Here is a 20,577-nt window from a genome sequence, read left to right as displayed (position 1 = left end):
GGTCACCCGAGTGCGAGCCACTTGGGGCTGAGGGCGATCTCCTTGAGCTGTTCCACCGTCAGGGCGGGCGCCTCGCGGGTCGCGGCGGTGTCCTGGGCGCCGGAGTTGAAGGCGCTGACCAGGACACGCAAGCCGTCCGTCCTGATGGTGTCGGCGGTCCACATGACGACCCCCGCGCCGCCCTTCTCGCCGGGCCTCTGACTGATGGTGACCTTCGTGCCGTCGGCAAGGGTCTCGGCGTCGGCACCGAAGAGCTGACCCTCGACGTCCGACATGCCGGGCTGGACGTTGATCTGGACCAGGCTCCGGCCCTTGCCGTCATCGACGACGAGATAGGCGAACTCGGTCTCCTGGCCGCCCCTGGCCACCACGTCGAGGCCGTCGGGCAGCAGGCCGGCGAGGGTCTGTCCGATGGCGTCACCGTTGACGCTCACCGGAACGGACGCCTCCGGCGCGGAGGGCGTCGGCTTCTCGGACGTCGGCTTCTCGGGAGTCGGCTTCTCGGGCGTGGCAGTGGGGCCGGCGGTGGCGGTCGGCGCCGCGGCCACGGAGCGCTGTTCCGGGTCGGGGGAGCCGCCGCCGGGCAGCGCGAGCAGTGCCCCGCCCACACCGACGAGCGCGAGTCCGGCCGTGCTGCCCACGATGGCGGCCCGGCGCCGCAGCCGGAGCCTGCGGCCACGGGCGTGACCGGCCGCGGTGAGTGCGGCGGAGTTGGGATCGAAGGTGCCACCGACCTGACGCAGGGCGGCACCGAGCCGCTCCTCGAAGGGGTCGCTGTGCTGTTCTACTGGCATGGCAAACACCGCTTCCGTTAGGGGTGGGTGTGGGACTCGGGCTTCAGGGGCTGACGTACTCGCTGAGGTTCTCGCCGAGCAGTTCCCGCAGCCGCCCGAGGGCACGGGTGCACCGCGTCCGCACGGCGGCCGAACTGGCGTTCATCGCGTCGGCGGTCTCCTCGATGGACCGGTCCTCCCAGTAGCGGAGAACGACCACGGCCCGGTCCTTGGCAGGCAGCCGGGCGAGCGCCTCCAGCAGGGTCATCCTCAGCGACACGTCGTCACGGTCGCCGTCCGGCCGGTCGGGGAGCACATCGGTGGCACGCTCGGTGCTGCTGCGGCGCCGCTGATGGGCGAGGAACGTACGAGTGAGGACGGTCTGCGCGTACCCGGCGGGGTTGTCGGCCCGGGTCACCCGGTGCCAGCTGATGTAGAGCCGCCCGAGGGTCTCCTGCACCAGATCCTCGGCGAGATGGGTGTCCCCCGCGGTGAGCAGACACGCGGACCGGTACAGATGCCCGGCCCGCGCCGCGGCGAACTCCGCGTACCGGTCCGCAAGGACCTGTCTCATCTGCTCCCCCTGATCTGTGCGCCTACGTTGCCCTCACCTCATTGATGCGGTGGGGCAGCAGAAATGTTTCATGGCCGCTGAGAGCGAGTGGGGCACCCTGCGGGTAGGTTGCGTCCGAACCCACCGAGGCGCGAGAAACGGACGCACGATGAACGACGCTGCATACGGCGCGCAGCAGCCCCACGGCCCCCAGCCCCCGCCCCCGTACGCGCCCGCGCCTCAGGGCTTCGGCCCACCGCCACCGCAGTACGCGTACGCGCCGCCACAGCCACAACCAGTGGCCACGGGCCCGGAGTTCCTCGCGGTGGACCGCCACAACTCGATCGTGGTCGACCCGACGGGCGTCACCTTCGAGGTCAACGGCTTCGACGCGGAATTCCCCTGGCCCGAGATCCGCAGCGTCCACTACAAGGCGAGCCCGTCGGGCAAGGCCCTCATGATGGCCGTGGTGCACCTCGACGGCAGGGTGTACGAGTGCGTCGTAGAGGCGAAACCGCGGGAGCGGCTGGGGGAGTGGTTCGGGCAGCTGGCGGCGGTGCTCGGGTACTACCGGCCGATGGGATAGGAGGGATAGGTGGGATAGATCAGAGCAGGTGATCCGCCTTCCCGGCCTTGATGTCGAGGATCATGGTCCGGAGGGCTTCGCGGGAGTCGGTGAGGTAGGCATCTTCGGCGCCGGCTATGGCGATGTAGGCGTTGCCTTGGGGGTCGGTGCCGAGGCGGAAGCAGCTGGCTCCCTCGCCGCAGAAGGGCTCTTCCCAGGTGATCTCGTCCATCGGACTACTCCTCAGAGGCTGTTGGCGATGCCCCGGATGAAGTCGCGTGAGTCCTCTGTACCGCAGCTCGACACCGCCCACTGAGGGAGGGCGCGGATCTGCGGCAGTTCCACTGGCGGCCCCGTGGATGGATCGGGGGTAATTGGCAGATCTGTTCCACCCGCACGAGGGGAAAGCCCAGGTCAAGTGACTGCTCTGATGGAACAGATCCGCCAATCACTGGGTGAGTGCCTGAATTGCCCGAAACCACGGTCTGCGTCAGCCGCCGAGTGGGACAGAAGGGCCCGGCGGCCCCGCTGGTGCGCACCGGGAAGCCACCCCGAAGTCCGCCTGAAACAAGATCACCGGACTGCATGAAACTCGGGGCGCCTCATTCTCAGACGATCTCGGAACTCCGCCGAGCCGACTTGGAACGCTGGCTGGATGAAGCATCTCGCGAAGGCGCGCCGCCCGGCGGGCAGGGCGTGCCCGTCAGCTGGCCCGGGGCCAGGAGCGCAGCAGCGCGTTGATCTTCTCTGCGGTGCAAGTTGGGTCGAGGAGCAGGTCTTTGAGGGCGATGGCGTCGTCGCGGGTGGGTTTGACGGAGATGCCGGCGGCTTCCAGGTACATGACGCCGGTGGCGGCCGCGACGGCCAGATTGGAACGCTCCAGCCAGCGGCATCGGCCCAGGGTGTGCACGAGGGCTGAGGCCTTGGCGTAAGGGCCGTCGTAGACCTCCCGTTGCAGCAGTTCAGCCTGGTGGCGTGCGACGGCGGCGACGGGGACGCCGTAGTCGTCGGGGGCGGGATCGTTGGCTCCGGCCACCTCGGCGACCTGCAGGATCCAGGGGACGTCGATGTGCAGTTGCATCAGGCGGCGCGCGCTCCGGGGGACGTCTGTTGTGCGTTCTCGGCCTCGTCGAAGACGTCCTGGTGTTCGGCGAGGAAGCGAGCGGCGGCCTCTACCGCGTGGGCGCGCAGGCCACTGGCGTCGTCCTGGACAAGGCGGGCGAGGTAGTCGCCGACACTCAGGCCGAGGTCCGCCGCGCGCTTCTTCGCGAGGTCCGCGACGTCCTGATCCACTCGTGCGCCCAGTTGTTTTTGCTTCTTTGCTGCCATGCGTGCATGGTAACATCCGTTACCGCCCTGCGGGTGCCCGGGGGCGCACGGGCCTTCCACCGGGGACCGGGCGCGCTGGGTGTCCATCTCAGCGGTGGGACTGGGGCCTCTCTGCGGGCCCGGCGGACGACCGGGAGTCGATGACCGCGGAGCTGGCCGCGAACGCACTGGAGCACAGCGACAGCCGGACTGTCACGGTTGCTTGTCCCCTCACCGCCGAAACAGCGACGATCAGCGTGAACGACGAGGGCGACGGCCGTATGGCAGTGCCACCTCTGCTGTCGTGGCTTCCAGGCCCGGAGCTCGAACACGGCCGCGGCCTGCTGATCACAGACGCGCTCGCCGCCCGCTGGGGCACCCGGCCGTGCGGCAACCGGCCTGACCGTCTGGGCCGAGGTCCTCGTCGTTGCAGAATTTCCCAATCTCCTTGGCCTGAGACGATTTGTTCCTTCATTCTGAGCCCATGAGATGGATCGGGGGAATGCGGCGGTTCGCCGGTAGGGTCGGGCTGTCGCTCCTGGCCGCCGCGCTCTTCGGCGTGGCGCTGTATATGGCTTCGCTCGGCATACAGAAGACGACGCAGTGGCTGACCGTGTCGGGCGGCGTGCTCGCGCTGGTGCCGGTGGTGCGGCAGCCGGTGAGGACCCTGGTCGGCTGGGCCAGGCATGGCGGCACGCTGTCCCGGGCCCAACTGCCCAACGTGATTGACCTGTTGGTGCGGTGTGTGCGGGAGAAATGGATCGCCGAGGAGGGGGAAAGCCGCCACCACGACCCCCGCGCGTTCTTCCCGATCCACTGGTCGGTGACCCCGGCGGCTCGAGCCGTCATGACCTGGCTCACCTGGGCCGACCTGCTGACGGATGCCCAGACACCGCCGGGCCACGGCCTGGATCCGCGGGCGCCCGTCGGGGAGTACGAGGCGCTGCGTGAGACGTATGCGCGACAGCTGAGGTACGGGCGGCTCGTCGTCCTCGGCCGGGGCGGCGGAGGCAAGACGCATCTGGCCCGCCGCCTCGCCCGCGATCTGTTGGAGGAGCGGGAGCCGGGCGGGCCGGTGCCGGTCTTCTATTCGCTCGACTCGTGGGACCCGAACGAGGAGGAACTGCGCTCCTGGGTGACGGGCCTGCTGACACGTGACTTCACCTGGCTGGCGACGCCGTGGGCGGAACCGCCCGAGGAGGGACTCGACGGGCTCGACGCCCCCGATCGCAACCCGCGCGCCGTGGAGCGGCTGGGTGCCCGACTCGTGCGCGACGGACATCTGCTGCTGGTCCTGGACGGGTTCGATGAAATCCCGGAGTCATCCCGGCCCAAGGCGCTGGAGCGGCTCGTGGAGTTCGGCGCGTACGCCCCGCTGGTCATCACCAGCCGCACTGACGAATACCGGCAGGCCGTCGACGTGGTGGGCAGCGGGCTTCCGGCCGCCGCCGCAGTGGAGCTCTCACCGGTGTCCGGCGAGGCCGTCAAGGCGTATCTGGAGTACAACACCGCCCATATCCCGCCCGGCCGTTGGAACGCGGTCTGGGAACTGCTCGACCGCACGCGGAGCAGCCCGGTCGCCGACGTGCTCCAGGTCCCGCTGATGGTGTGGCTCGCGCGCAACGTGTACGCGCCCCGCGACTCCAACCCGGCCGAGCTGGTCATCTTCGAGCACCCGGAGGCCGTCGAGAAGCATCTCCTCCAGGAACTCGTCAGGGTCGCCTACGACCGGCCCGACCCTGAACGGCACAGCGGTCCCTGGACCGTGCTCCGCGTCCGGCGCTGGCTGCGGTTCATCGCACAGTGGGTGGAGCGGGAGGGCCGGCGCGACATCGAGTGGTGGACGTTGCCGTCGGCGGTCACCTCCACCACGGGGCGGCTGGTGAGCGGACTGCCGGTGGGACTCGCGGCCGGAGTGCCGTGCGGGTTCGTCATCACGGAGCTGTGGGGGTGGCCCGCGGGGCTCTCCTCGGGGGCGGCGCTCACCGTCCTCGGCTGTGCGCGTGCCTTCTCCCCGGCCCTGCGGCCGCTGGGCGAGCGGGTGCAGGGGCCGGTGCTCGGGCGGGCCTGCGCCCTCGCCGTCGGACTCGCGGCCGGGATGCCCGCAGTGGTGGACGGAGAACTCGCCCTCGGGGTCGGGCAGGGCACGTCCACCGGCATCCTCGCGGGACTCGCCGCCGGGTTCGTCATCCACGGGGGCCGCACGAAACCCACCGCTATGCGGGTCCGCATCCGGGGTCATCGGCTGAACATCCTGCGCCGCGTCAGCGCGGGACTCCTCCTCGGTCTGCTCTTCGGCACCGTTCTCGGCCTCCTGCTCGGGCTGGTCAATGGGCCCACCACCGGCCTTGTATTCGGCGTTCTGTCGCTCGCGATGGGTCTGGCCCTGGGCATCGTCGACAGCCTCCACCTTTGGATCGACAACCCGGCCAACCTCAACCGCTCGGTCAGCCCCCGCTCCGTCCTCGGCGCGGACCGGGCCGCCGCGGCGGCCCGGGCGCTGGTGGCGGGCCCTGTGGTGGCCGTCGGGGCGGGGTTGACGGCCGGGTTCGGACTGGGCGCGCAGACGGGGGTGCTGGTGGGCGCCTTGGTGGGTTTGGCCTTCATGGCCACGGACCGGATGGTGGGGGTGACCGGCACCTGCTGGGGCGCGTTCGTCCTCACCCGGGCCTGGCTCGCCGTGTCCCGGCAGGTGCCCTGGCATTTCATGGGCTTCCTCGACGACGCCCACCAGCGCGGCCTATTGCGCCGCAACGGCCCGGTCCACCAGTTCCGCCACATCCGCCTGCAGAAACAGCTCGCGGAGGACCCGGTGGCCACTCGGCCGTCGGCCCCCTGACGCTGCTGGCCCCTGCTGGGACACAGCTGGCAGGGCAATTGCCCCGCGGGCGTCGCCGTCGGCGCGGCCGAGCCGCTGTGCGTCGGCGCGGAGACCGTCGTACCGCTGCCCGCTGAACAGGTCCAGTTGCTCAGGCCGGACTCGAAGCCGGCGTTCTTCGCGTTGTTCCGCGGCGGGCGCGGCGGGCGCGGCGGGCGCGGCGGAAGCGGCGGACACCGGGCCCGCGCCCGCCGTCCCGAGGCCGAGGACGGCTTGGTCCAGACCAATTCGCCTGTCAATAGCGCTCGCTCAACTCACCCCCGCCACGAAAGTCGTCGTGGCAAGTGCGCCCCATCTACCCCGGAATCGCCCCCTTTTGAGCCCACAAGAGAAGCAGGAAGTCACAGAAACGCTGTTCTCCGGTCATAGAGCCGTGGATACAGTGCTCAGGTAGTTACGCAGTGAAGTCGACCGGGTGCGCCGGAGTCACGCCGACGGACCGACGGGCATGGGGATTCGGGGAGCTGCGTTGTGCCAACTGCCATTGCCGTGACCAGCGCCGACATGGCGCTGCCGCCGCAGGACGAGCGAACCATGCCCGCGGCCGTCCTGCCGGACCTGGACCGCCAGTCCCTCGACCAGTCGCTGGCCGCTCTGCAGTCGCTGATCGACCAGCACGGGCATGTGATCGTCGTGTACTCGGGCGCCGTCTCCCCGGGAGTGGAGCGGCGCCTGTACACCGTACGGAATCTCCTCGAGAGCGACCGGATCGCCCTGTTCCGCCCGGATCTGCCGCCCCTCGGGCTCGCCGTCCTGGCCCGCCAGTTGCGGCAACTCGCCTCCTGCGACCTCAGCCCCGGCGTGCTCGCCTCCGCCGGCCGGCTGCTCACCCACTATCTCCACGCCGGGGCGCTCCTCGGCTCCGTCGCCAAACTCGACCGCGTTCCCGTGGGCCTCAAGTCGCACGCCAAGTCCTGGGTGCCGGGAAGTCAGTTCGGCGTGCTCGCCCATCCGCAGCCTCAGCTCGTACGGATCGGGCCCGGCGCCACCCTCGCGGGGCCGGAGTTCGCCACGTCGATGCTCGTCGCCAAGGGGCAGATCCAGTCCGACTGGGTCACCGCCGACCTGGCCAGGGCCTGGAGGGTCCAGGGCCTGCGCGAGGCCCCGCTGCCTGCCGAGTCCTCGGCCTGGTGGGGGACCGGCAAGCTGATCGAGTTCTGCACCTTCCTGCCCGACCTGTCGGTGCTGTACCAACTGGTCGCCTCGGTACGGCAGAGCGCCTGCCACTGGTGCGGCATCGAGGTCATCGGCGACCGGTGCGTCTTCTGCTCCGCCACGGCACCCGTATCACCCGCGTACGAGAGCTCACGTGTCCAGGAGACCTACGAGACCTCATCCGCGTACGGCAGCTCGCGCGCGTTGGAGAGGTCACCCAGGTATCAGAACCAACTGCCCGCCGGGCCCGGATGAGCCGAACCGGCCGCCCCGTACCACCCCCGACCCCCGCACGACCCAACCCCCCAATGAGGTTGCACGGTTCATGAACTCCCGTCAGCGCCGCGGCGTGATACTCCTGCTCCTGTCGGTCCTGTGCGCCCTCGGCGCGTTCGCCGGCGTGCTGTCCGTCATCAACGACGTCGAGTCCAAGGTCGGCCCCGAGGTCACGGCGTACCGGCTGAAGTCGGACGTGAAGCCCTACACCAGCCTCAACGCGGGCCAGTTCGAGAAGACCCGGATGCCCGAGCGCTGGCTGTCGGACACCGCGGTCACCGACCTCGCCGAGATCCGCGGCAAGATCGCCGTCACCACGCTGAAGGCGGGCTCCCTGCTGCAGAGCGACATGATCGTCGATCAGCCCGCTCTGCAGCCCGGGCAGCAGGAGGTCGCCATCATGATCGATGCGGCGACCGGCGTCGCGGGAAAGATCACGCCGGGTTCGACGGTCAACGTGTACGCCACCTTCGAGGGACAGCGGGAGGGTGACCCCGCTCAGTCCAAGATCATCGTAACCAATGCCCGGGTCCTCGACGTCGGCGACCTGACCCCCCTCAAGCCCGATGCCGACGACCGCGCCCGGCAGGAGACCGACGCCGTCCCCATCACCTTCGCGCTCGCCACCATCGACGCCCAGCGCATCACGTACGCCGAGTCGTTCGCCGAGGAGGTCCGGCTCGCGCTCGTCGCGCCGGGCACCGACACCGCCGTACCGGAGCAGGACCGCACCTACGAACTCGCGAAGGACAAGTGAGGCCCGCATGCCCACGAGGATCCTCCCGGCCGTCGGAGACGTGGACGCGGTCCGGTCCATCACGACGCTGCTGAGCCAGCTACCGGACGCCGAGCCGGTGCCCCCGGTCGTCGACTCCACCCAGCTCATCGACACCCTCGCCCGCCTCGCCGCCGAGTCGATCGACGAACTGCCCGAGGTCGTCGTCGTCCACGAGCGCATCGGCCCCGTCCCGGCCCTGGAACTCATCCGAGAAGTCGCCCTCCGCTTCCCGGCCGTCGGCGTCATCCTCGTCACCTCCGACGCCAGCCCCGGCCTCTTCCAGGCCGCCATGGACTACGGCGCCCGCGGCCTGATCGCGCTGCCGCTCGGCTACGAGGAGCTGGCCAGCCGCGTCCAGGCGGTCGCCCAGTGGTCGGTGGGCGTACGGCGCCACCTCGGCGCCGGCGGCGATGTGTTCACCGGCGTCGGCGGCACCGTCGTCACGGTCAGCGGCTCGAAGGGAGGCGTGGGGGCGACGATGACGGCGATCCAGCTCGCCCTCGCCGCCCAGGCGTCCGGCCGCAGCGCCGCCCTGCTGGACATGGACCTCCAGACCGGCGACATCGCCTCCTACCTGGACGTCCAGTTCCGCCGGTCGGTCGTCGACCTCGCCGCCATCACCGACATCTCGCCGCGCGTCCTCGCCGACGCCGTCTTCCGCCACGACACGGGCGTGGCCCTGCTGCTCGCCCCCGGCGACGGCGAACGCGGCGAGGAGGTCACCGACCGCGCCGCCCGCCAGATCGTCAGCGCCCTGCGCTCCCGCTACGAGGTCGTCGTCGTCGACTGCGGCGCCCAGCTGAGCGGCGCGGGCGCGGCGGCGGTGGAGATGGCCGACATGGCGTTGCTGGTCACCACCCCGGACGTGGTCGCGGTCCGGGGAGCCAAGCGGACGGTCCGGATGTGGGACCGGCTGCAGATCCGCAAGGCCGAGGAGACGACCGTCGTCGTCAACCGTCATACCCGCGGTACGGAGATACAGCCCCCGCTGATCCAGAAGATCACCGGCACGGCGATCGCGGGTACGGCGATCCCCGCCAACTTCAAGGAACTGCAAGGCGCGGTGGACGCGGGCCGCGTGCACGAGCTCGACAGCAGGAGCACGGTGAAGCAGGCCCTGTGGGGGCTCGCCGGTGAGTTGGGGCTGGTCAAGGCGTCCGAGGGGGCTCACCGGGGTGGCGGCAGGCTCCGGGGGGATCGGGGGGCGGTCAGCTTCCGGCGGCGCAGAGAGCTGGGGAGGTAAGGGTGCGTGATCCCAGGCGGCGGGACGACGGCCAGGTCACCATCGAGTTCCTCGGCATGACCCCGCTGATCATCCTGACACTGGTGCTGATGTGGCAGTTCGTGCTGCTGGGATACACGTACACGCTCGCGGGGAATGCTGCCGACGAGGCGGCGCGGGCGGGGACGGAAGTTCCGAACGGGGGTGCGCGGCAGGCCGCGTGTCAGCAGGCGGGCCTGGACAAGCTGCCGGACGCGTGGAGCGGCACGGTGGAATGCGACACGGCCGGTGGCTACGTCACGGCAACCGTCAAGCTCGAGGTCCCCGTCCTCTTCCCCGGCGCGATCGGCTTCCCGTTCGATGTCGAGGGCCACGCCGGCGCCGTAGAGGAGGTGAAGGACTGAGATGCCGTACGACGGTAAAGGCCGCGATCGAGGCCAAGTGGCCCTCGAGTACCTCGGCTTCCTCCCGATCCTGGTCCTCGTCGCGATGGCCGGCGTACAGCTCGGGCTCATCGCCTACACCGCCCAGCAGGCCGGTACGGCGGCCAGGGCCGGGGCGCGGGCCGCCTCGCTCGACCCGGGCACCGCCCAGGAAGGGTGCCAGAACGCGGTCAGCAGCTGGCTGGCCGGCGAGACCGAGTGCGGAGAGGCGCGCGGCGCCGACGAGGTCACCGTGACCGCCACCGTCGACATCCCGTCGATCGTCCCCGGCTGGAACTTCGATCCCGCCACCAAGACCGCCACCATGCCGCTCGACGCGACCGCGACCACTGACTGACGCAGGAACGAGGAGCACCCCACCATGAGCCTGCGAGCACGCATCAACACCCCCGAGGAGAACGGCAGCCGGGGCGAGGACGGCCACCTGGTCTCCTCCTACCGGGCCAAGCTGCTGGAGGAGATCGACCTCGCGGAGATGAGTTCGCTGGCGGCGGCCGAGCGCAGGGCGCGGCTGGAGCGGGTGCTCGGGCACATCATCAGCCGTGAGGGCCCGGTCCTGTCGACGGTGGAGCGCTCCCAGCTGATCCGGCGGGTGGTCGACGAGGCGCTCGGCCTCGGCATCCTGGAACCGCTGCTCGAAGACGCGTCGATCACGGAGATCATGGTGAACGGCCCGGACGCGATCTTCGTCGAACGCGGCGGCCGAGTCGAGCAGTTGCCGCTCCGCTTCCCCTCCCACGACCAACTGATGCAGACGATCGAGCGGATCGTGTCGACGGTCAACCGGCGGGTGGACGAGTCGAACCCGATGGTCGACGCCCGGCTCCCCTCCGGCGAGCGCGTCAACGTCATCATCCCGCCGCTGTCGTTGACCGGCGCCACCCTCACCATCCGCCGCTTCCCCCGCTCCTTCACCCTCCAGGAACTGGTCGGCTTCGGCTCTCTCGACGAGCACATGCTGTACCTGCTCGCGGGCCTGGTGCAGGCGAGGTTCAACATCATCGTCTCGGGCGCCACGGGCACCGGAAAGACGACCCTCCTGAACGCGCTCTCGGGCCTCATCCCCGACACCGACCGCATCATCACCATCGAGGACTCGGCCGAACTCCAGCTCCAGCAACGGCACGTGGTCCGGCTGGAGTCGCGGCCGCCGAACGTCGAGGGCAAGGGCCGGGTCACCATCCGCGACCTGGTCCGCAACTCGCTGCGCATGCGCCCCGACCGCATCGTGGTCGGTGAGGTCCGTGGCGGCGAGTCGCTGGACATGCTCCAGGCGATGTCGACGGGCCACGACGGCTCGCTGGCCACCGTGCACGCCAACAACGCCGAGGACGCGCTGATGCGGCTCAAGACCCTCGCGTCCATGTCGGACGTCGAGATCCCCTTCGAGGCGCTGCACGACCAGATCAACAGCGCCGTCGACGTCATCATCCAGCTCACCCGCTTCGCCGACGGCGCCCGCCGCATCACGGAGATCGCCCTGCTCGACAGCCACGGCAGCGAGCCGTACCGGCTGGCCACGGTCGCCCGCTTCGACGCCCAGCCGATGTCCGCCGACGGCCGTATCCACGGCGCCTACCAGCACTTCCCCCTCCCACGCCGCACCGCCGACCGCCTCTACATGGCGGCCCAGCCCACGCCCCAGGCCTTCGGCGTGGCCCACTCCGCCGACCAGCTAGCCACCCGAGAAGCCAGGTAGGACCGCCCCCATGGAACTCGAGACCCTCGTCACGCTCACCACCGGCATCACGCTGCTGACCTGCGTACTGGCCGTCGTGGGCGTGCACACGTACGCCAAGGGAAAGGCCCAGCGGGCGGCACTGGTCGACCGCCTGACCTCCGCCGGCCAGATACCGGTCACCGGCCGCCGACGCCACTTCCGCAACCTGGACCGCCGACTGCGCCGTACGAACCTCGGCCGGAAGCTGGAACTCCGCCTGGTGGCGACCGGCCTGGACATCACCCCCGGCGAGTTCTTCGCCGCCATGCTCGCCGTGGTCGCCGGCCTGTGGCTGATCGGTCAGGCGACCCTGGCGCCCTTCTTCGGCCCGCTCGCGGGTCTGCTGGGAATCTGGGCGGCGGTCCAGTTCCTCAACTGGCAGCGGCAGCAGCGCATCGAGAAGTTCATCAACCAACTCCCCGAACTGTCCCGCATCCTGGCCAACGCCACCCACGCGGGCCTGGCGCTGCGTACGGCGATCGGGATGGCGGCGGAGGAACTGGAGGCACCGGCGGGCGAGGAGCTCGCCAAGGTGGCCAACCAGTTGGCGGTCGGCGCGACGATGGACGACGCGCTGGGAGAGATGGCGGACCGACTCCCGTCCCGGGAGCTGGTCGTCCTGGTCACCACCTTGGTCCTGTCCAACAGGGCGGGCGGCCAGGTGGTGAGCGCGCTGCGCAACCTGACGGAGACGCTGGAGGAGCGCAAGGAGACGAGGCGCGAGGTCCGCACCCAGCTGTCCCAGGTCAACATGACCTCGTACGCGGTGCCGGTGCTGGGCGTGGGCTCGCTGTTCCTGATGAACGGCGTGAAGGACGGCGCGCTGGACCGTATGACGGGCTCACCGGTGGGCCAGGGGGCGGTCATCATCGCCTTCGCGCTGTATGCGGTGGGCTTCATCCTGATCCGCCGCCTGTCCCGTATCGACGTCTGAGCCGGGAGGGACGGACACATGGCACTCCTGCTGGCACTGCTGATGGGCCTCGGCGTCTGGGGGATCTTCGCGGGCATCCGCATGTACCGGGCGGAGGCGAAGCTGCCCGGTGACCTGGCGGTGGCCCTGGAGGTCGGCGCCACCCGCACCGGCGCGGTGGACTCCCTGATCGACCGCCTGGGCATGCGCTACGCCCCCGCGGTCCTACGCCTGATGGGCCCCAAGCAGGTCGCCAAGTACCGCCGCAAGATCGACCTCGCGGGCAACCCCGGAGGCCTGACCATCGACCGCTACGCGGCCCGCAGGGCGGTCTACGGCTTCCTGGGCGGGGTCGGCTTCCTGGTGTTCCTGCTGCGGGGCGACGTACTGGTGGCCCTGTTGCTGCTGGCCTTCGGCGCGTTCTGGACGGAGGTCGGCATCTGGTCGGCGATCCGGATCAGGAAGGACGTGATCGAGCGGACGCTGCCGGACTTCCTGGACGTACTGGCGGTGGTGGTGAGCGCGGGATTGGGCTTTCGCCAGGCGCTCGACCGCGTCGCCTCGAAGTATGAAGGCCCCTGGGCGGACGAACTCCGCATCACGCTCCGCCAGATGGACCTCGGCATGAGCCGCCGCCAGGCCTTCGCGGAACTGCGGCGCCGCAACGACTCCGAGCAGGTGGCGATGTTCGTGACGGCGTTGCAGCAGGGGGAGGAGCTGGGGGCGCCGATCGTCGACACGCTGGTGTCCTTGGCGAAGGACATGCGTCGCACGGACGCGCAGAACGCCCGCCGGAAGGCCGCGCGGGCGGTTCCCAAGGCCACGATGATGATCACGACGTTCATGGTTCCGGCGACGATGATCCTGTTGGGGGCGGGGTTGATCTTGGGGTCGGGGACGGACTTTGGGTCGATTACGGGGGAGTAAGGGGGGAGAGTCATGTTGACGGTGAGGTCGGCGCGGGCGAGGAAACCGGTGCACGGAGGCGAGGTCGCCGATGGCGCCCTGCCCCCACAGGGGCCACCCGCAGAGGACGACGAAAGTAGAACGGGTGGTGCGGGTGGGAACCAACACCCGGCCGAAGGCCGGGCGCACTCCAACACACCCGCACCCGCAATCCCAGTACAGGTAAACGCCCTCCAAGCCATGTGCCGCCAGGTATTCGGCTTCCGCCTGGCCATGATCGCCCTCGCCGCCCCCGCCGCCCTCCTCAACGCCACGCCCGGCGTCGGCGCCCGCCTGGTCGGCGCAGCGGTAGTCCTCACCTTCATGACCTCGTACGCCCTCTTCAGAGACTGGGAACGCTTCGGCCCCCTCCTCCTCCGCCACCCCACCCTCCTCGCCCTGGACACCCTCTTCGGCTCCCTGCTGCTGATCTCCGCAGGCCCGGACAGCACCCTCGCCTACGTCAGCGTCTGCACACCCCTCCTGGCCGGCATCGCCTACAGCTGGCGAGGCGCGGCGGTCTTCGCCTCCCTCCAGTCCCTGATCCTCCTCCTGGTCCACACGACCCTGGACAACGGCCGCACAAGCCCCGCCGAGGCCCTGCTCCTCCCCGGCTTCTGCGTCATCACGGGCGCGGTCGGCTCCACCCTGCGCAACCTGATGCTCCGCTTCGGCGCGGCCACGCAGGCCCTGACGACCGTCAAGGCCCGCCTGGCCGTCACGGAGGCGGTCAGCGCGGAACGGGCCCGCCTGGCCAGAGAGATGCACGACTCCGTAGCGAAGACCCTCCACGGCGTGGCCCTGGCGGCTGACGGTCTGGCCGACTCGGCGGGCGCACGCGTCAAGGACCCCGCCCTCATCAAACAGCAGGCAGAACTGGTCGCCCGCTCGGCCCGCAGAGCGGCAGCGGAATCCCGAGAACTCCTCGCGGACCTGCGCCGCGAATCCGACCCGGCCCACACGACGGACGTACTGTGCGAACTGGCGGCCCGCACCCAGGACTTCACGACCCGCACCGCACTCCCGGCGACCTACACGCCCACCGGCGACCGATCGACGACTCCCCGTGTCCCACCGGCCGTTGCCCGCCAACTCCTCGCCATCGTCGCGGAAGCCATGGAGAACACCCACCGGCACGCGTCCGCGACCCACGTCGACGTACGCGCCGGAGTCCATGGCGACCTCCTACGCATCAGCGTGTACGACGACGGCCGTGGCCTGCCCTCCGACACCACCCTCGAACACCTCCGCAGAGCGGGCCACTTCGGCCTGGTCGGCATGGTCGAGCGGGCGGCGTCGATCGGAGCCCGCATCGACATCGGCCAGGGAGCCCACGCGAAGGGCACGGAAGTCCGAGTGGAACTCCCCTTGGCAGCCCTGAAGCCACACACCACGCCCTGACCTCACCCCCAGAAGAGGAGGCCAAAGATGCCCCGCACCCCCCTACGGGTCCTCGTGGCGGACGACAACCCGGTGGTACGGGCAGGCCTCACCGCCCTGCTCACCGGCCGAGCGGACATCACGGTCGTAGCGGAGGCGGCCGACGGCCGGGAGGCCTGCGAGGCGGCCGACCGCCATCACCCCGACGTGGTCCTCCTGGACGTCCGCATGCCCGGCATGGACGGCATCGCGGCACTCCCCTACCTGGTGGGGATCGCCCCGGTGATGATGCTGACGTACAGCCGAGAGGCGGAGATCGTCCGGGAGGCGCTGCGGCGGGGAGCGTGCGGTTATCTGGTCCACGGCGAGTTCACGGTCGACCAACTCGTCACGGCCGTACGGGCGGCGGCCGCCCCGCGTACGGATGCGACTGCATACGAAGATATGGAAGCCATCATTCCGCAGATGAACCGTGAACTACCCTCTCCACCAGGTCATTTCCCCTTGAGAGGCGACCCTTTACCCCTCACTTCCCGCAAAGGGCTTTCGCAACTGCAACCGAGTATGGGACAGTCATCGAGGTTGCGGTTCCGGCTGAGTACGAGGGAGGCGGAGATCATGGACCTCATCGCATCGGGCATGAACAACCAGCAGATCGCCGCCACCTGCTTCATCAGCGAGAAGACGGTCAAGAACCACATCAACCGCATCTTCGCCAAGCTGCACAGCACGCGCCGCTCCGAGGCGGCGGCGAAATGGCTGGGTACGGCGCCGGGTTCACTCCGAGGGCTGGGGTGAGCGGTGGTGAAGCGAGGGGGGAATTGGGCCCTGGGGCCCTGTGCCGGACGGGTCTTTACGGTCTACGGTGCGCGTGCCGGAGGCGACGACACCCGAGGGGCAGACCATGAGCAACTGGATCAACACGACCGTCTCGTACGTTCGGTCCCGCGCCGCTCGCAACGACGAGGGGCAGACTGCGGTGGAGTACCTGGGGATCATTGCGGTTGTGGTGGCGATTGTGTTGGCTATCACGGGGACGGATATCGGCAACACGATCTACACCGCGATCACGGACAAGATCAACGAAGTCATCGGTGGTTGACACGGCGCCGTAGGTACAGCGACGCAGGGCAGGCTTTCCCCATCTACATCATGGTGGTGGCGGGCCTGCTTTTTCTCGCGTTCGCCTACCTCGCGGTCGGCCAGGCCGCAGCGAATCGAAACGGTGCCCAGACAGCCGCCGACGCGGCGGCGCTCGCGGCGGCCCTTGACACCCGGGACCAACTGGCGGGCAAGTGGGTGGAGGACGTACTCGACCCCACTCAATGGCACGACATCTTCCACGGTGACGTAGAGGGACTCGTCGACTCCTGCTGGCGCGCCGACCAGCTTGCCGCGCAGAACGACGCTGAAGCGTACTGCCAGCCGGACGGGCCTTTGGCCTACACGGTCGACGCGCAGACCAACAAGACCGTCGGAGACTCGATCGTTCCTGGTAACGAGGCCAAGCAGTCCACAGAATCCGCCACCGCCGTGATCGAGCCGCTCTGTACGTTCCCCGGGGAGGACGTCGGGGACGGCGTACTGCCAGAGCTCACCTGCGAGGACGGGGTGGTCTGGGAGCTGGACCCTGACGACCTCACCGATCTCCCGGATCCCGAGGACCTCTTCGACGTCCACCTGGCAGATTGACAAGCGAACGACGAGTGATGAAGGAAGCAGAGTGATGAGCATTCGGTTCACTGCGAAGGCCCGTAGGGGGATGGTCGCGTTGACCGTCGCGGCCGGACTGGCCGTCGGTGTGGCCGGCTGCGGCGGAGGCGGCGACGACAAGAAGCCGGAAGCGTCGGCGTCTGCTTCCAAGGATGGGTCCAACCCGAGTCCTCAGGAGGGTCAGGCCGACGAGCCGTTGGCGGAGCTGAAAGGGGCAAGTGGCCTGCTCCTCCAGATCACCTCTGCTCAGCGTGATGCCGGCGGCTTCGTCACCGTGAGCGGTGTCCTGAAGAACGACGGCGCCCAGCGCATCACGGTGCCCCCTGCGGTGCGGGGGGACGAGACGGAGATCCTTCGGCACGGCATGTCGCTCGGGGGCGGGACCCTCGTGGACAGCAAGGAGAAGAAGCGCTACTACGTGCTGCGTGACACGGATGGCCGTCCGCTCACGACCACAGGCTTCTCGTCGCTAAAGTCGGGTGAATCCCTCGCGGTATTCCTCCAGTTCCCGGCACCTCCGACGGGAACAGCCGAGGTGACCTTCCAATTGCCGACCTTCGCCAGTGCCCCCATCGAGATCTCTGGGTGAGGCACACCATGACACCCACGGCACCGCGCCTGACTCTGACCCTCACCCTCGCCACGATCCTCATCCTCACCACAACGCCGGCCCAAGCCGACGACAACCCCAGCGTGCCCCCAGGCACCGAACCCACCGCCACCGCCCCCGTAAACGTCGACGCCAACGACCCCGACCTCAAGCTCCCCGAGGGCGCCACCCTCGCCGAGTCCAAGGTTCTCGACATCAAGCTGGTCGTCGAAGACCAGAGCGGCGACGAACGCCGGGAAGACACCAACGCGGACGTGAAGTTCGCCCTCCAGGCCGAGGTGCTGTTCGGCAAGGACAGCGCGAAGCTGAGCGCGGAGGCGAGGGCCCGTATCTCGACGATCGCCGAGGAGATCAAGACCCAGAACTCGACGAGGATCCGCGTCTTCGGCTTCACCGACAACCTCGGCTCCTCCGCCCACGGCGACGTCCTGTCCCGGCAGCGCGCCAACGCCGTACAGGCAGTCCTGGACCAGGAGCTGAACGACTCGAACATCACGTTCGAGGTACGCGGCTACGGCGAGCAGTACCCGATCTCGTCCAACGCGACGGAGGCGGGCCGTAAGAAGAACCGACGGGTCGAGGTGTCGTTCCCGCGGACGGAGAACTGACCGCACGGCAACCGGAAGGCATACTCACCGGCATGCCCGACGCCATGATTCGCGTAGCCGCCGAAGTCCACGACCAGCTCGCCGCCGTGGCCAAGGCACGTCGGATGAGCCTCCGTGCCCTGGTGCAGGAGATCGCCGCTCAGACACTGACCCCCGAGCAGATCAAGGAGCGCGCCGATCGCACCCGTACCCTTCTCGCCGAGCGGTTCGGGCACTACGTGACGGACGAGGAATCCGCCGAGATGCGGCGCAAGATGCGAGAAGCCGCCGCCGCGCACCGTGCTGCTCTCGCGGAGGCGGAGCCGACCGTTAGCAGGTCCCCAGCTCCCGGCCTTCCATGCCGCTGCGTCCAGTGTGACGTGCGCCTGTGGGCGCCCGTCCTGCGCCTCCGGGAGGCTGAGCGCGAGCGCACGGGGTTCGTGGCGCGCACGCGGGTGTCCTGCCGGATGCTCGTTGGAGTGACCGTGTTCCAGAAACGAGGTGCGTGCTTCGAAGTGCTGCTTACGTTCGCAGGGTGATCGAACCGTACGTGATCGAGTTGGAGCCAGAAGTGAGGGGCTGGCTGGAAGGCCTCTCCCCGCAGCACTACCGCCAAGCGGAAGAGAAGGAGCTGTGCGAAGCCGAGCATGGACCCGCGCATGATGAGTTCACTCGTGAGTTCCGGGAGGATCTGTGAACCACACCCGCTGGAAGCTGTCGCGGGAACGTAGAGCCGCTGAGGACTGCGTCGAGCCCTCGGAGGTGGTTGCGGAGCGTGAGCAGATTCGTCTGGCGCTCGCACTGGGACAATTGGTCTACGACCGTCGCGTGGCCCTTGGACTGACCCAGACGGCCTTGGGTGAGCGCCTTGGGATGACCGCCGACGAAGTGGAAGCCGTCGAACTGGGCGGTTTGCTCCCGATCACCGCGGATCTGCTGGTCAGGCTGGCGGCGGCACTCGATGTCACGGTTGACCTGCATGTCGTTTCCGATGGGAGCAACACTGTGGTGTTCGACGAACACGCGGCGTGAAATAGGAGTGTCGACCGCGATCGTCACTCTGCCCCATGGGCAACCCTCATACCGTCATAGCCCTGTCTCCGCCAACAGCACGTGCCGCCAGCACAACCGTGACATCCCAGGTGCTCGGTCCGCTGGCGCATGCAGCGATCGCACATGGCTCACCCCGGCTCGCATCGTGGGCGCTCTGATGTGACGGAGCGCTTGAAGGACGTCCTGCGGGGCACGGGTGTCTGAGAAAGTCGCGTTAGCAGTTGCTGTGCGGCGTGCGTTCAGTTCTTCTCGCTTGGTGACGCAGAAGGAGTTCACCGAGAACTGAGCGGCAACCCTTCCGGCCGTCGGGGCGACCTCAGGTAAGGACAACCGAGGAAGACGGAAGGGAGTTGCCTCGTGTCACGTACGTGGAGAAGCAGCAGCCTGGCGGCGGCGGCGGTCTGCGTCGTCGCCCTGTCGGGGTCGCTGACACCCGTTACGGCCGCACACGCTCCGGGCATGGTCCCCGCGGGCGGTAGTAGCACGACCGCGGCGACCATCGCGTTCCCTGGAGCCGAGGGGTTCGGGGCGCAGGCCACCGGGGGCAGGGGCGGCGAGGTGTACCACGTCACCAACCTGAACGACTCCGGTCCTGGCTCCTTCCGCGACGCGGTGAGCAAGGGACCCCGAATCGTCGTCTTCGACGTGGGCGGTTACATCACGCTCGCCTCGCCGCTGCACGTCGCCAGTGACATCACCATCGCCGGGCAGACCGCTCCGGGCGACGGGGTGGCCACCCGGGGGTACCAGGTCTCCTTCTCGAACTCCGACAACGTCATCGTCCGGTACATGCGGTTCCGGCACGGTCTGACGCCGAATCAGAATCGCGATGCCGTGGGGATCGACAAGGGCAGCAACATGATCTTCGATCACGTCTCCACTTCGTGGGGGCGCGACGAGACGTTCTCCATCAACTCGAGCACCGACATCACCGTGCAGTACTCGATCATCGCCGAGGGTCTCGCACCGCACTCGTGCGGCGGCCTCGTGCAGAGCGACGGGGTGACGCTGGGCCACAACCTGTACATCCACAACAAGACCCGTAATCCGAAGTCGAAGGGGCGGCTGCAGTACGTCAACAGCGTGGTCTACGACTGGGGATCGGACGCCTACATCCTGGGCGACTCGGCGGGCGTCAGCAACGCCAACGCCATCGGGAACTACTTCGTCAAGGGCCCCTCGTCCAGCGGCGGGCCGTTCTCCCGGGCGAACGCCAACTACCGTATCCACGCCGCCGGGAACTTCTACGACGGTGATGTCGACGGGCGGCTCGACGGCCGCGAGACCACCCGGGCCGACCTCGGCCCCGCCACCGTCGAGGACAAGCCCTTCGCGTTCCCGCCGGTCACCGTGGAGACGGCACAGCAGGCGTACGACGCCGTACTGGCGGGCGCGGGCGCCTCGCTGCACCGGGACTCCGTCGACACCCGCCTGGTCAACGACGTGGTCCACCAGACAGGAGGCATCATCAGCGACCCGGCGAGCGTCGGCGGCTTCGGTACCCTGCGCGGCGGCACGCCGCCGCCCGACACGGATCGCGACGGCATGCCGGACGCCTGGGAGCGCGGGCAGGGACTGAACCCCGAAGACCCGTCCGACGCAGGCCGTACCGACGGCGGCGACGCCAACGGGTACACCAACATCGAGAGATACCTCAACGAGCTCGCGGGAGGGTGACGCCGTATCCGTATCTCTCCACGGCTCT

Annotated in this window: 25 protein-coding genes and 1 pseudogene; 20 read left to right on the top strand and 6 right to left on the bottom strand. The window is 69.1% G+C overall.

Annotated elements, in window-relative coordinates:
• Positions 1–2: 2 nt before the first annotated feature.
• Together CLM62_RS34645 and CLM62_RS34640 are read right to left on the bottom strand one after the other, a co-directional pair.
• Complete coding sequence (locus tag CLM62_RS34645) at positions 3–794, bottom strand: hypothetical protein (protein WP_095753844.1); 792 nt, start codon at positions 792–794, stop codon at positions 3–5.
• A gap of 43 nt (positions 795–837) precedes the next feature.
• Positions 838–1,347: a SigE family RNA polymerase sigma factor gene (locus tag CLM62_RS34640; protein WP_095753843.1), complete on the bottom strand. Its 510-nt coding sequence runs from the start codon at positions 1,345–1,347 to the stop codon at positions 838–840.
• Between the two features lie 148 nt (positions 1,348–1,495).
• Here CLM62_RS34640 and CLM62_RS34635 point away from each other — a divergent pair, with 148 nt between their 5' ends.
• The gene (locus tag CLM62_RS34635) at positions 1,496–1,912 is read left to right on the top strand and encodes a hypothetical protein (protein ID WP_095753842.1); all 417 of its coding nucleotides are present in this window, start codon (positions 1,496–1,498) and stop codon (positions 1,910–1,912) included.
• Positions 1,913–1,931: 19 nt separating this feature from the next.
• On the opposite strand, the gene CLM62_RS34630 is transcribed toward CLM62_RS34635, so the two are convergent.
• The 3 genes from CLM62_RS34630 to CLM62_RS34620 all read right to left on the bottom strand — a co-directional run bounded on the left by CLM62_RS34630 (position 1,932) and on the right by CLM62_RS34620 (position 3,220).
• Positions 1,932–2,123 carry a hypothetical protein gene (locus CLM62_RS34630; protein WP_095753841.1) on the bottom strand — a complete coding sequence of 64 codons (192 nt, stop codon included), beginning with the start codon at positions 2,121–2,123 and terminating at the stop codon, positions 1,932–1,934.
• Positions 2,124–2,594: 471 nt separating this feature from the next.
• The gene (locus CLM62_RS34625; protein WP_095753840.1) at positions 2,595–2,972 is read right to left on the bottom strand and encodes a fic family toxin-antitoxin system, toxin component; all 378 of its coding nucleotides are present in this window, start codon (positions 2,970–2,972) and stop codon (positions 2,595–2,597) included.
• Positions 2,972–3,220 carry a hypothetical protein gene (locus CLM62_RS34620; RefSeq protein WP_095753839.1) on the bottom strand — a complete coding sequence of 83 codons (249 nt, stop codon included), beginning with the start codon at positions 3,218–3,220 and terminating at the stop codon, positions 2,972–2,974. The genes CLM62_RS34625 and CLM62_RS34620 overlap by 1 nt, the downstream gene beginning before the upstream one ends.
• Before the next feature lie 463 nt (positions 3,221–3,683).
• Between CLM62_RS34620 and CLM62_RS34615 the strand changes: the two genes are divergently transcribed.
• The gene (locus CLM62_RS34615) at positions 3,684–6,038 is read left to right on the top strand and encodes an NACHT domain-containing NTPase (protein WP_095753838.1); all 2,355 of its coding nucleotides are present in this window, start codon (positions 3,684–3,686) and stop codon (positions 6,036–6,038) included.
• A gap of 38 nt (positions 6,039–6,076) precedes the next feature.
• Here CLM62_RS34615 and CLM62_RS53265 read toward each other — a convergent pair.
• A pseudogene (locus tag CLM62_RS53265) lies at positions 6,077–6,254 on the bottom strand (chitinase); the annotation flags it as partial.
• A 327-nt stretch (positions 6,255–6,581) separates the two neighbouring features.
• Here CLM62_RS53265 and CLM62_RS34610 point away from each other — a divergent pair.
• The 18 genes from CLM62_RS34610 to CLM62_RS34530 all read left to right on the top strand — a co-directional run bounded on the left by CLM62_RS34610 (position 6,582) and on the right by CLM62_RS34530 (position 20,549).
• Positions 6,582–7,487 (top strand): hypothetical protein, encoded by a 906-nt coding sequence (locus CLM62_RS34610; protein ID WP_095753868.1) that lies wholly within the window; start codon positions 6,582–6,584, stop codon positions 7,485–7,487.
• A gap of 70 nt (positions 7,488–7,557) precedes the next feature.
• A complete protein-coding gene (gene cpaB, locus CLM62_RS34605; protein ID WP_095753837.1) occupies positions 7,558–8,265 on the top strand; it encodes a Flp pilus assembly protein CpaB in 708 nt (235 codons plus the stop codon).
• Between the two features lie 7 nt (positions 8,266–8,272).
• A complete protein-coding gene (locus CLM62_RS34600) occupies positions 8,273–9,529 on the top strand; it encodes an AAA family ATPase (RefSeq protein WP_095753836.1) in 1,257 nt (418 codons plus the stop codon).
• A 56-nt stretch (positions 9,530–9,585) separates the two neighbouring features.
• Positions 9,586–9,912 carry a TadE/TadG family type IV pilus assembly protein gene (locus tag CLM62_RS34595; protein WP_257004248.1) on the top strand — a complete coding sequence of 109 codons (327 nt, stop codon included), beginning with the start codon at positions 9,586–9,588 and terminating at the stop codon, positions 9,910–9,912.
• Between the two features lies 1 nt (position 9,913).
• The gene (locus CLM62_RS34590; RefSeq protein ID WP_095753834.1) at positions 9,914–10,288 is read left to right on the top strand and encodes a TadE/TadG family type IV pilus assembly protein; all 375 of its coding nucleotides are present in this window, start codon (positions 9,914–9,916) and stop codon (positions 10,286–10,288) included.
• A gap of 24 nt (positions 10,289–10,312) precedes the next feature.
• Positions 10,313–11,650: a CpaF family protein gene (locus tag CLM62_RS34585; protein ID WP_095753833.1), complete on the top strand. Its 1,338-nt coding sequence runs from the start codon at positions 10,313–10,315 to the stop codon at positions 11,648–11,650.
• 10 nt (positions 11,651–11,660) lie between these two features.
• Positions 11,661–12,605, top strand: coding sequence for a type II secretion system F family protein (locus CLM62_RS34580; RefSeq protein WP_095753832.1), 945 nt, complete (start codon positions 11,661–11,663; stop codon positions 12,603–12,605).
• A gap of 18 nt (positions 12,606–12,623) precedes the next feature.
• Positions 12,624–13,511, top strand: coding sequence for a DUF5936 domain-containing protein (locus CLM62_RS34575; RefSeq protein ID WP_095753831.1), 888 nt, complete (start codon positions 12,624–12,626; stop codon positions 13,509–13,511).
• Positions 13,512–13,523: 12 nt separating this feature from the next.
• The gene (locus CLM62_RS34570) at positions 13,524–14,930 is read left to right on the top strand and encodes a sensor histidine kinase (RefSeq protein ID WP_095753830.1); all 1,407 of its coding nucleotides are present in this window, start codon (positions 13,524–13,526) and stop codon (positions 14,928–14,930) included.
• Positions 14,931–14,957: 27 nt separating this feature from the next.
• Complete coding sequence (locus tag CLM62_RS34565) at positions 14,958–15,707, top strand: response regulator transcription factor (RefSeq protein WP_095753829.1); 750 nt, start codon at positions 14,958–14,960, stop codon at positions 15,705–15,707.
• 106 nt (positions 15,708–15,813) lie between these two features.
• Positions 15,814–16,011: a Flp family type IVb pilin gene (locus CLM62_RS34560; protein WP_095753867.1), complete on the top strand. Its 198-nt coding sequence runs from the start codon at positions 15,814–15,816 to the stop codon at positions 16,009–16,011.
• Positions 16,008–16,601, top strand: coding sequence for a pilus assembly protein TadG-related protein (locus CLM62_RS34555; RefSeq protein ID WP_095753828.1), 594 nt, complete (start codon positions 16,008–16,010; stop codon positions 16,599–16,601). The genes CLM62_RS34560 and CLM62_RS34555 overlap by 4 nt, the downstream gene beginning before the upstream one ends.
• 34 nt (positions 16,602–16,635) lie before the next feature.
• On the top strand, positions 16,636–17,211 hold the full coding sequence (locus CLM62_RS34550) for a hypothetical protein (protein WP_095753827.1): 576 nt from the start codon (positions 16,636–16,638) through the stop codon (positions 17,209–17,211).
• Positions 17,212–17,219: 8 nt separating this feature from the next.
• Positions 17,220–17,840, top strand: coding sequence for an OmpA family protein (locus tag CLM62_RS34545; protein WP_095753826.1), 621 nt, complete (start codon positions 17,220–17,222; stop codon positions 17,838–17,840).
• Positions 17,841–17,872: 32 nt separating this feature from the next.
• Positions 17,873–18,358, top strand: a complete 486-nt coding sequence (locus CLM62_RS52165; RefSeq protein ID WP_257004245.1) for a hypothetical protein — start codon at positions 17,873–17,875, stop codon at positions 18,356–18,358.
• Positions 18,355–18,516: a hypothetical protein gene (locus CLM62_RS50395; RefSeq protein WP_179382357.1), complete on the top strand. Its 162-nt coding sequence runs from the start codon at positions 18,355–18,357 to the stop codon at positions 18,514–18,516. Before CLM62_RS52165 ends, CLM62_RS50395 begins: the two co-directional genes overlap by 4 nt.
• Positions 18,513–18,851 carry a helix-turn-helix domain-containing protein gene (locus tag CLM62_RS34535; protein ID WP_095753825.1) on the top strand — a complete coding sequence of 113 codons (339 nt, stop codon included), beginning with the start codon at positions 18,513–18,515 and terminating at the stop codon, positions 18,849–18,851. Before CLM62_RS50395 ends, CLM62_RS34535 begins: the two co-directional genes overlap by 4 nt.
• Positions 18,852–19,229: 378 nt before the next feature.
• Positions 19,230–20,549 (top strand): hypothetical protein, encoded by a 1,320-nt coding sequence (locus CLM62_RS34530; RefSeq protein WP_218835648.1) that lies wholly within the window; start codon positions 19,230–19,232, stop codon positions 20,547–20,549.
• Positions 20,550–20,577 lie beyond the last annotated feature (28 nt).

The organism is Streptomyces sp. SA15, from assembly GCF_002291145.1.
Classification (GTDB): domain Bacteria; phylum Actinomycetota; class Actinomycetes; order Streptomycetales; family Streptomycetaceae; genus Streptomyces.
This window is presented reverse-complemented; position numbering and strand designations above follow the sequence as displayed.

Bases quoted from the DNA above. Each gene is read 5' to 3' on its own strand.
- CLM62_RS34645 (WP_095753844.1), bottom strand. From the start codon at position 794: ATGCCAGTAGAACAGCACAGCGACCCCTTCGAGGAGCGGCTCGGTGCC.
- CLM62_RS34640 (WP_095753843.1), bottom strand. From the start codon at position 1,347: ATGAGACAGGTCCTTGCGGACCGGTACGCGGAGTTCGCCGCGGCGCGG.
- CLM62_RS34635 (WP_095753842.1), top strand. From the start codon at position 1,496: ATGAACGACGCTGCATACGGCGCGCAGCAGCCCCACGGCCCCCAGCCC.
- CLM62_RS34630 (WP_095753841.1), bottom strand. From the start codon at position 2,123: ATGGACGAGATCACCTGGGAAGAGCCCTTCTGCGGCGAGGGAGCCAGC.
- CLM62_RS34625 (WP_095753840.1), bottom strand. From the start codon at position 2,972: ATGCAACTGCACATCGACGTCCCCTGGATCCTGCAGGTCGCCGAGGTG.
- CLM62_RS34620 (WP_095753839.1), bottom strand. From the start codon at position 3,220: ATGGCAGCAAAGAAGCAAAAACAACTGGGCGCACGAGTGGATCAGGAC.
- CLM62_RS34615 (WP_095753838.1), top strand. From the start codon at position 3,684: ATGAGATGGATCGGGGGAATGCGGCGGTTCGCCGGTAGGGTCGGGCTG.
- CLM62_RS34610 (WP_095753868.1), top strand. From the start codon at position 6,582: ATGGCGCTGCCGCCGCAGGACGAGCGAACCATGCCCGCGGCCGTCCTG.
- cpaB (WP_095753837.1), top strand. From the start codon at position 7,558: ATGAACTCCCGTCAGCGCCGCGGCGTGATACTCCTGCTCCTGTCGGTC.
- CLM62_RS34600 (WP_095753836.1), top strand. From the start codon at position 8,273: ATGCCCACGAGGATCCTCCCGGCCGTCGGAGACGTGGACGCGGTCCGG.
- CLM62_RS34595 (WP_257004248.1), top strand. From the start codon at position 9,586: ATGACCCCGCTGATCATCCTGACACTGGTGCTGATGTGGCAGTTCGTG.
- CLM62_RS34590 (WP_095753834.1), top strand. From the start codon at position 9,914: ATGCCGTACGACGGTAAAGGCCGCGATCGAGGCCAAGTGGCCCTCGAG.
- CLM62_RS34585 (WP_095753833.1), top strand. From the start codon at position 10,313: ATGAGCCTGCGAGCACGCATCAACACCCCCGAGGAGAACGGCAGCCGG.
- CLM62_RS34580 (WP_095753832.1), top strand. From the start codon at position 11,661: ATGGAACTCGAGACCCTCGTCACGCTCACCACCGGCATCACGCTGCTG.
- CLM62_RS34575 (WP_095753831.1), top strand. From the start codon at position 12,624: ATGGCACTCCTGCTGGCACTGCTGATGGGCCTCGGCGTCTGGGGGATC.
- CLM62_RS34570 (WP_095753830.1), top strand. From the start codon at position 13,524: ATGTTGACGGTGAGGTCGGCGCGGGCGAGGAAACCGGTGCACGGAGGC.
- CLM62_RS34565 (WP_095753829.1), top strand. From the start codon at position 14,958: ATGCCCCGCACCCCCCTACGGGTCCTCGTGGCGGACGACAACCCGGTG.
- CLM62_RS34560 (WP_095753867.1), top strand. From the start codon at position 15,814: ATGAGCAACTGGATCAACACGACCGTCTCGTACGTTCGGTCCCGCGCC.
- CLM62_RS34550 (WP_095753827.1), top strand. From the start codon at position 16,636: ATGAGCATTCGGTTCACTGCGAAGGCCCGTAGGGGGATGGTCGCGTTG.
- CLM62_RS34545 (WP_095753826.1), top strand. From the start codon at position 17,220: ATGACACCCACGGCACCGCGCCTGACTCTGACCCTCACCCTCGCCACG.
- CLM62_RS52165 (WP_257004245.1), top strand. From the start codon at position 17,873: ATGCCCGACGCCATGATTCGCGTAGCCGCCGAAGTCCACGACCAGCTC.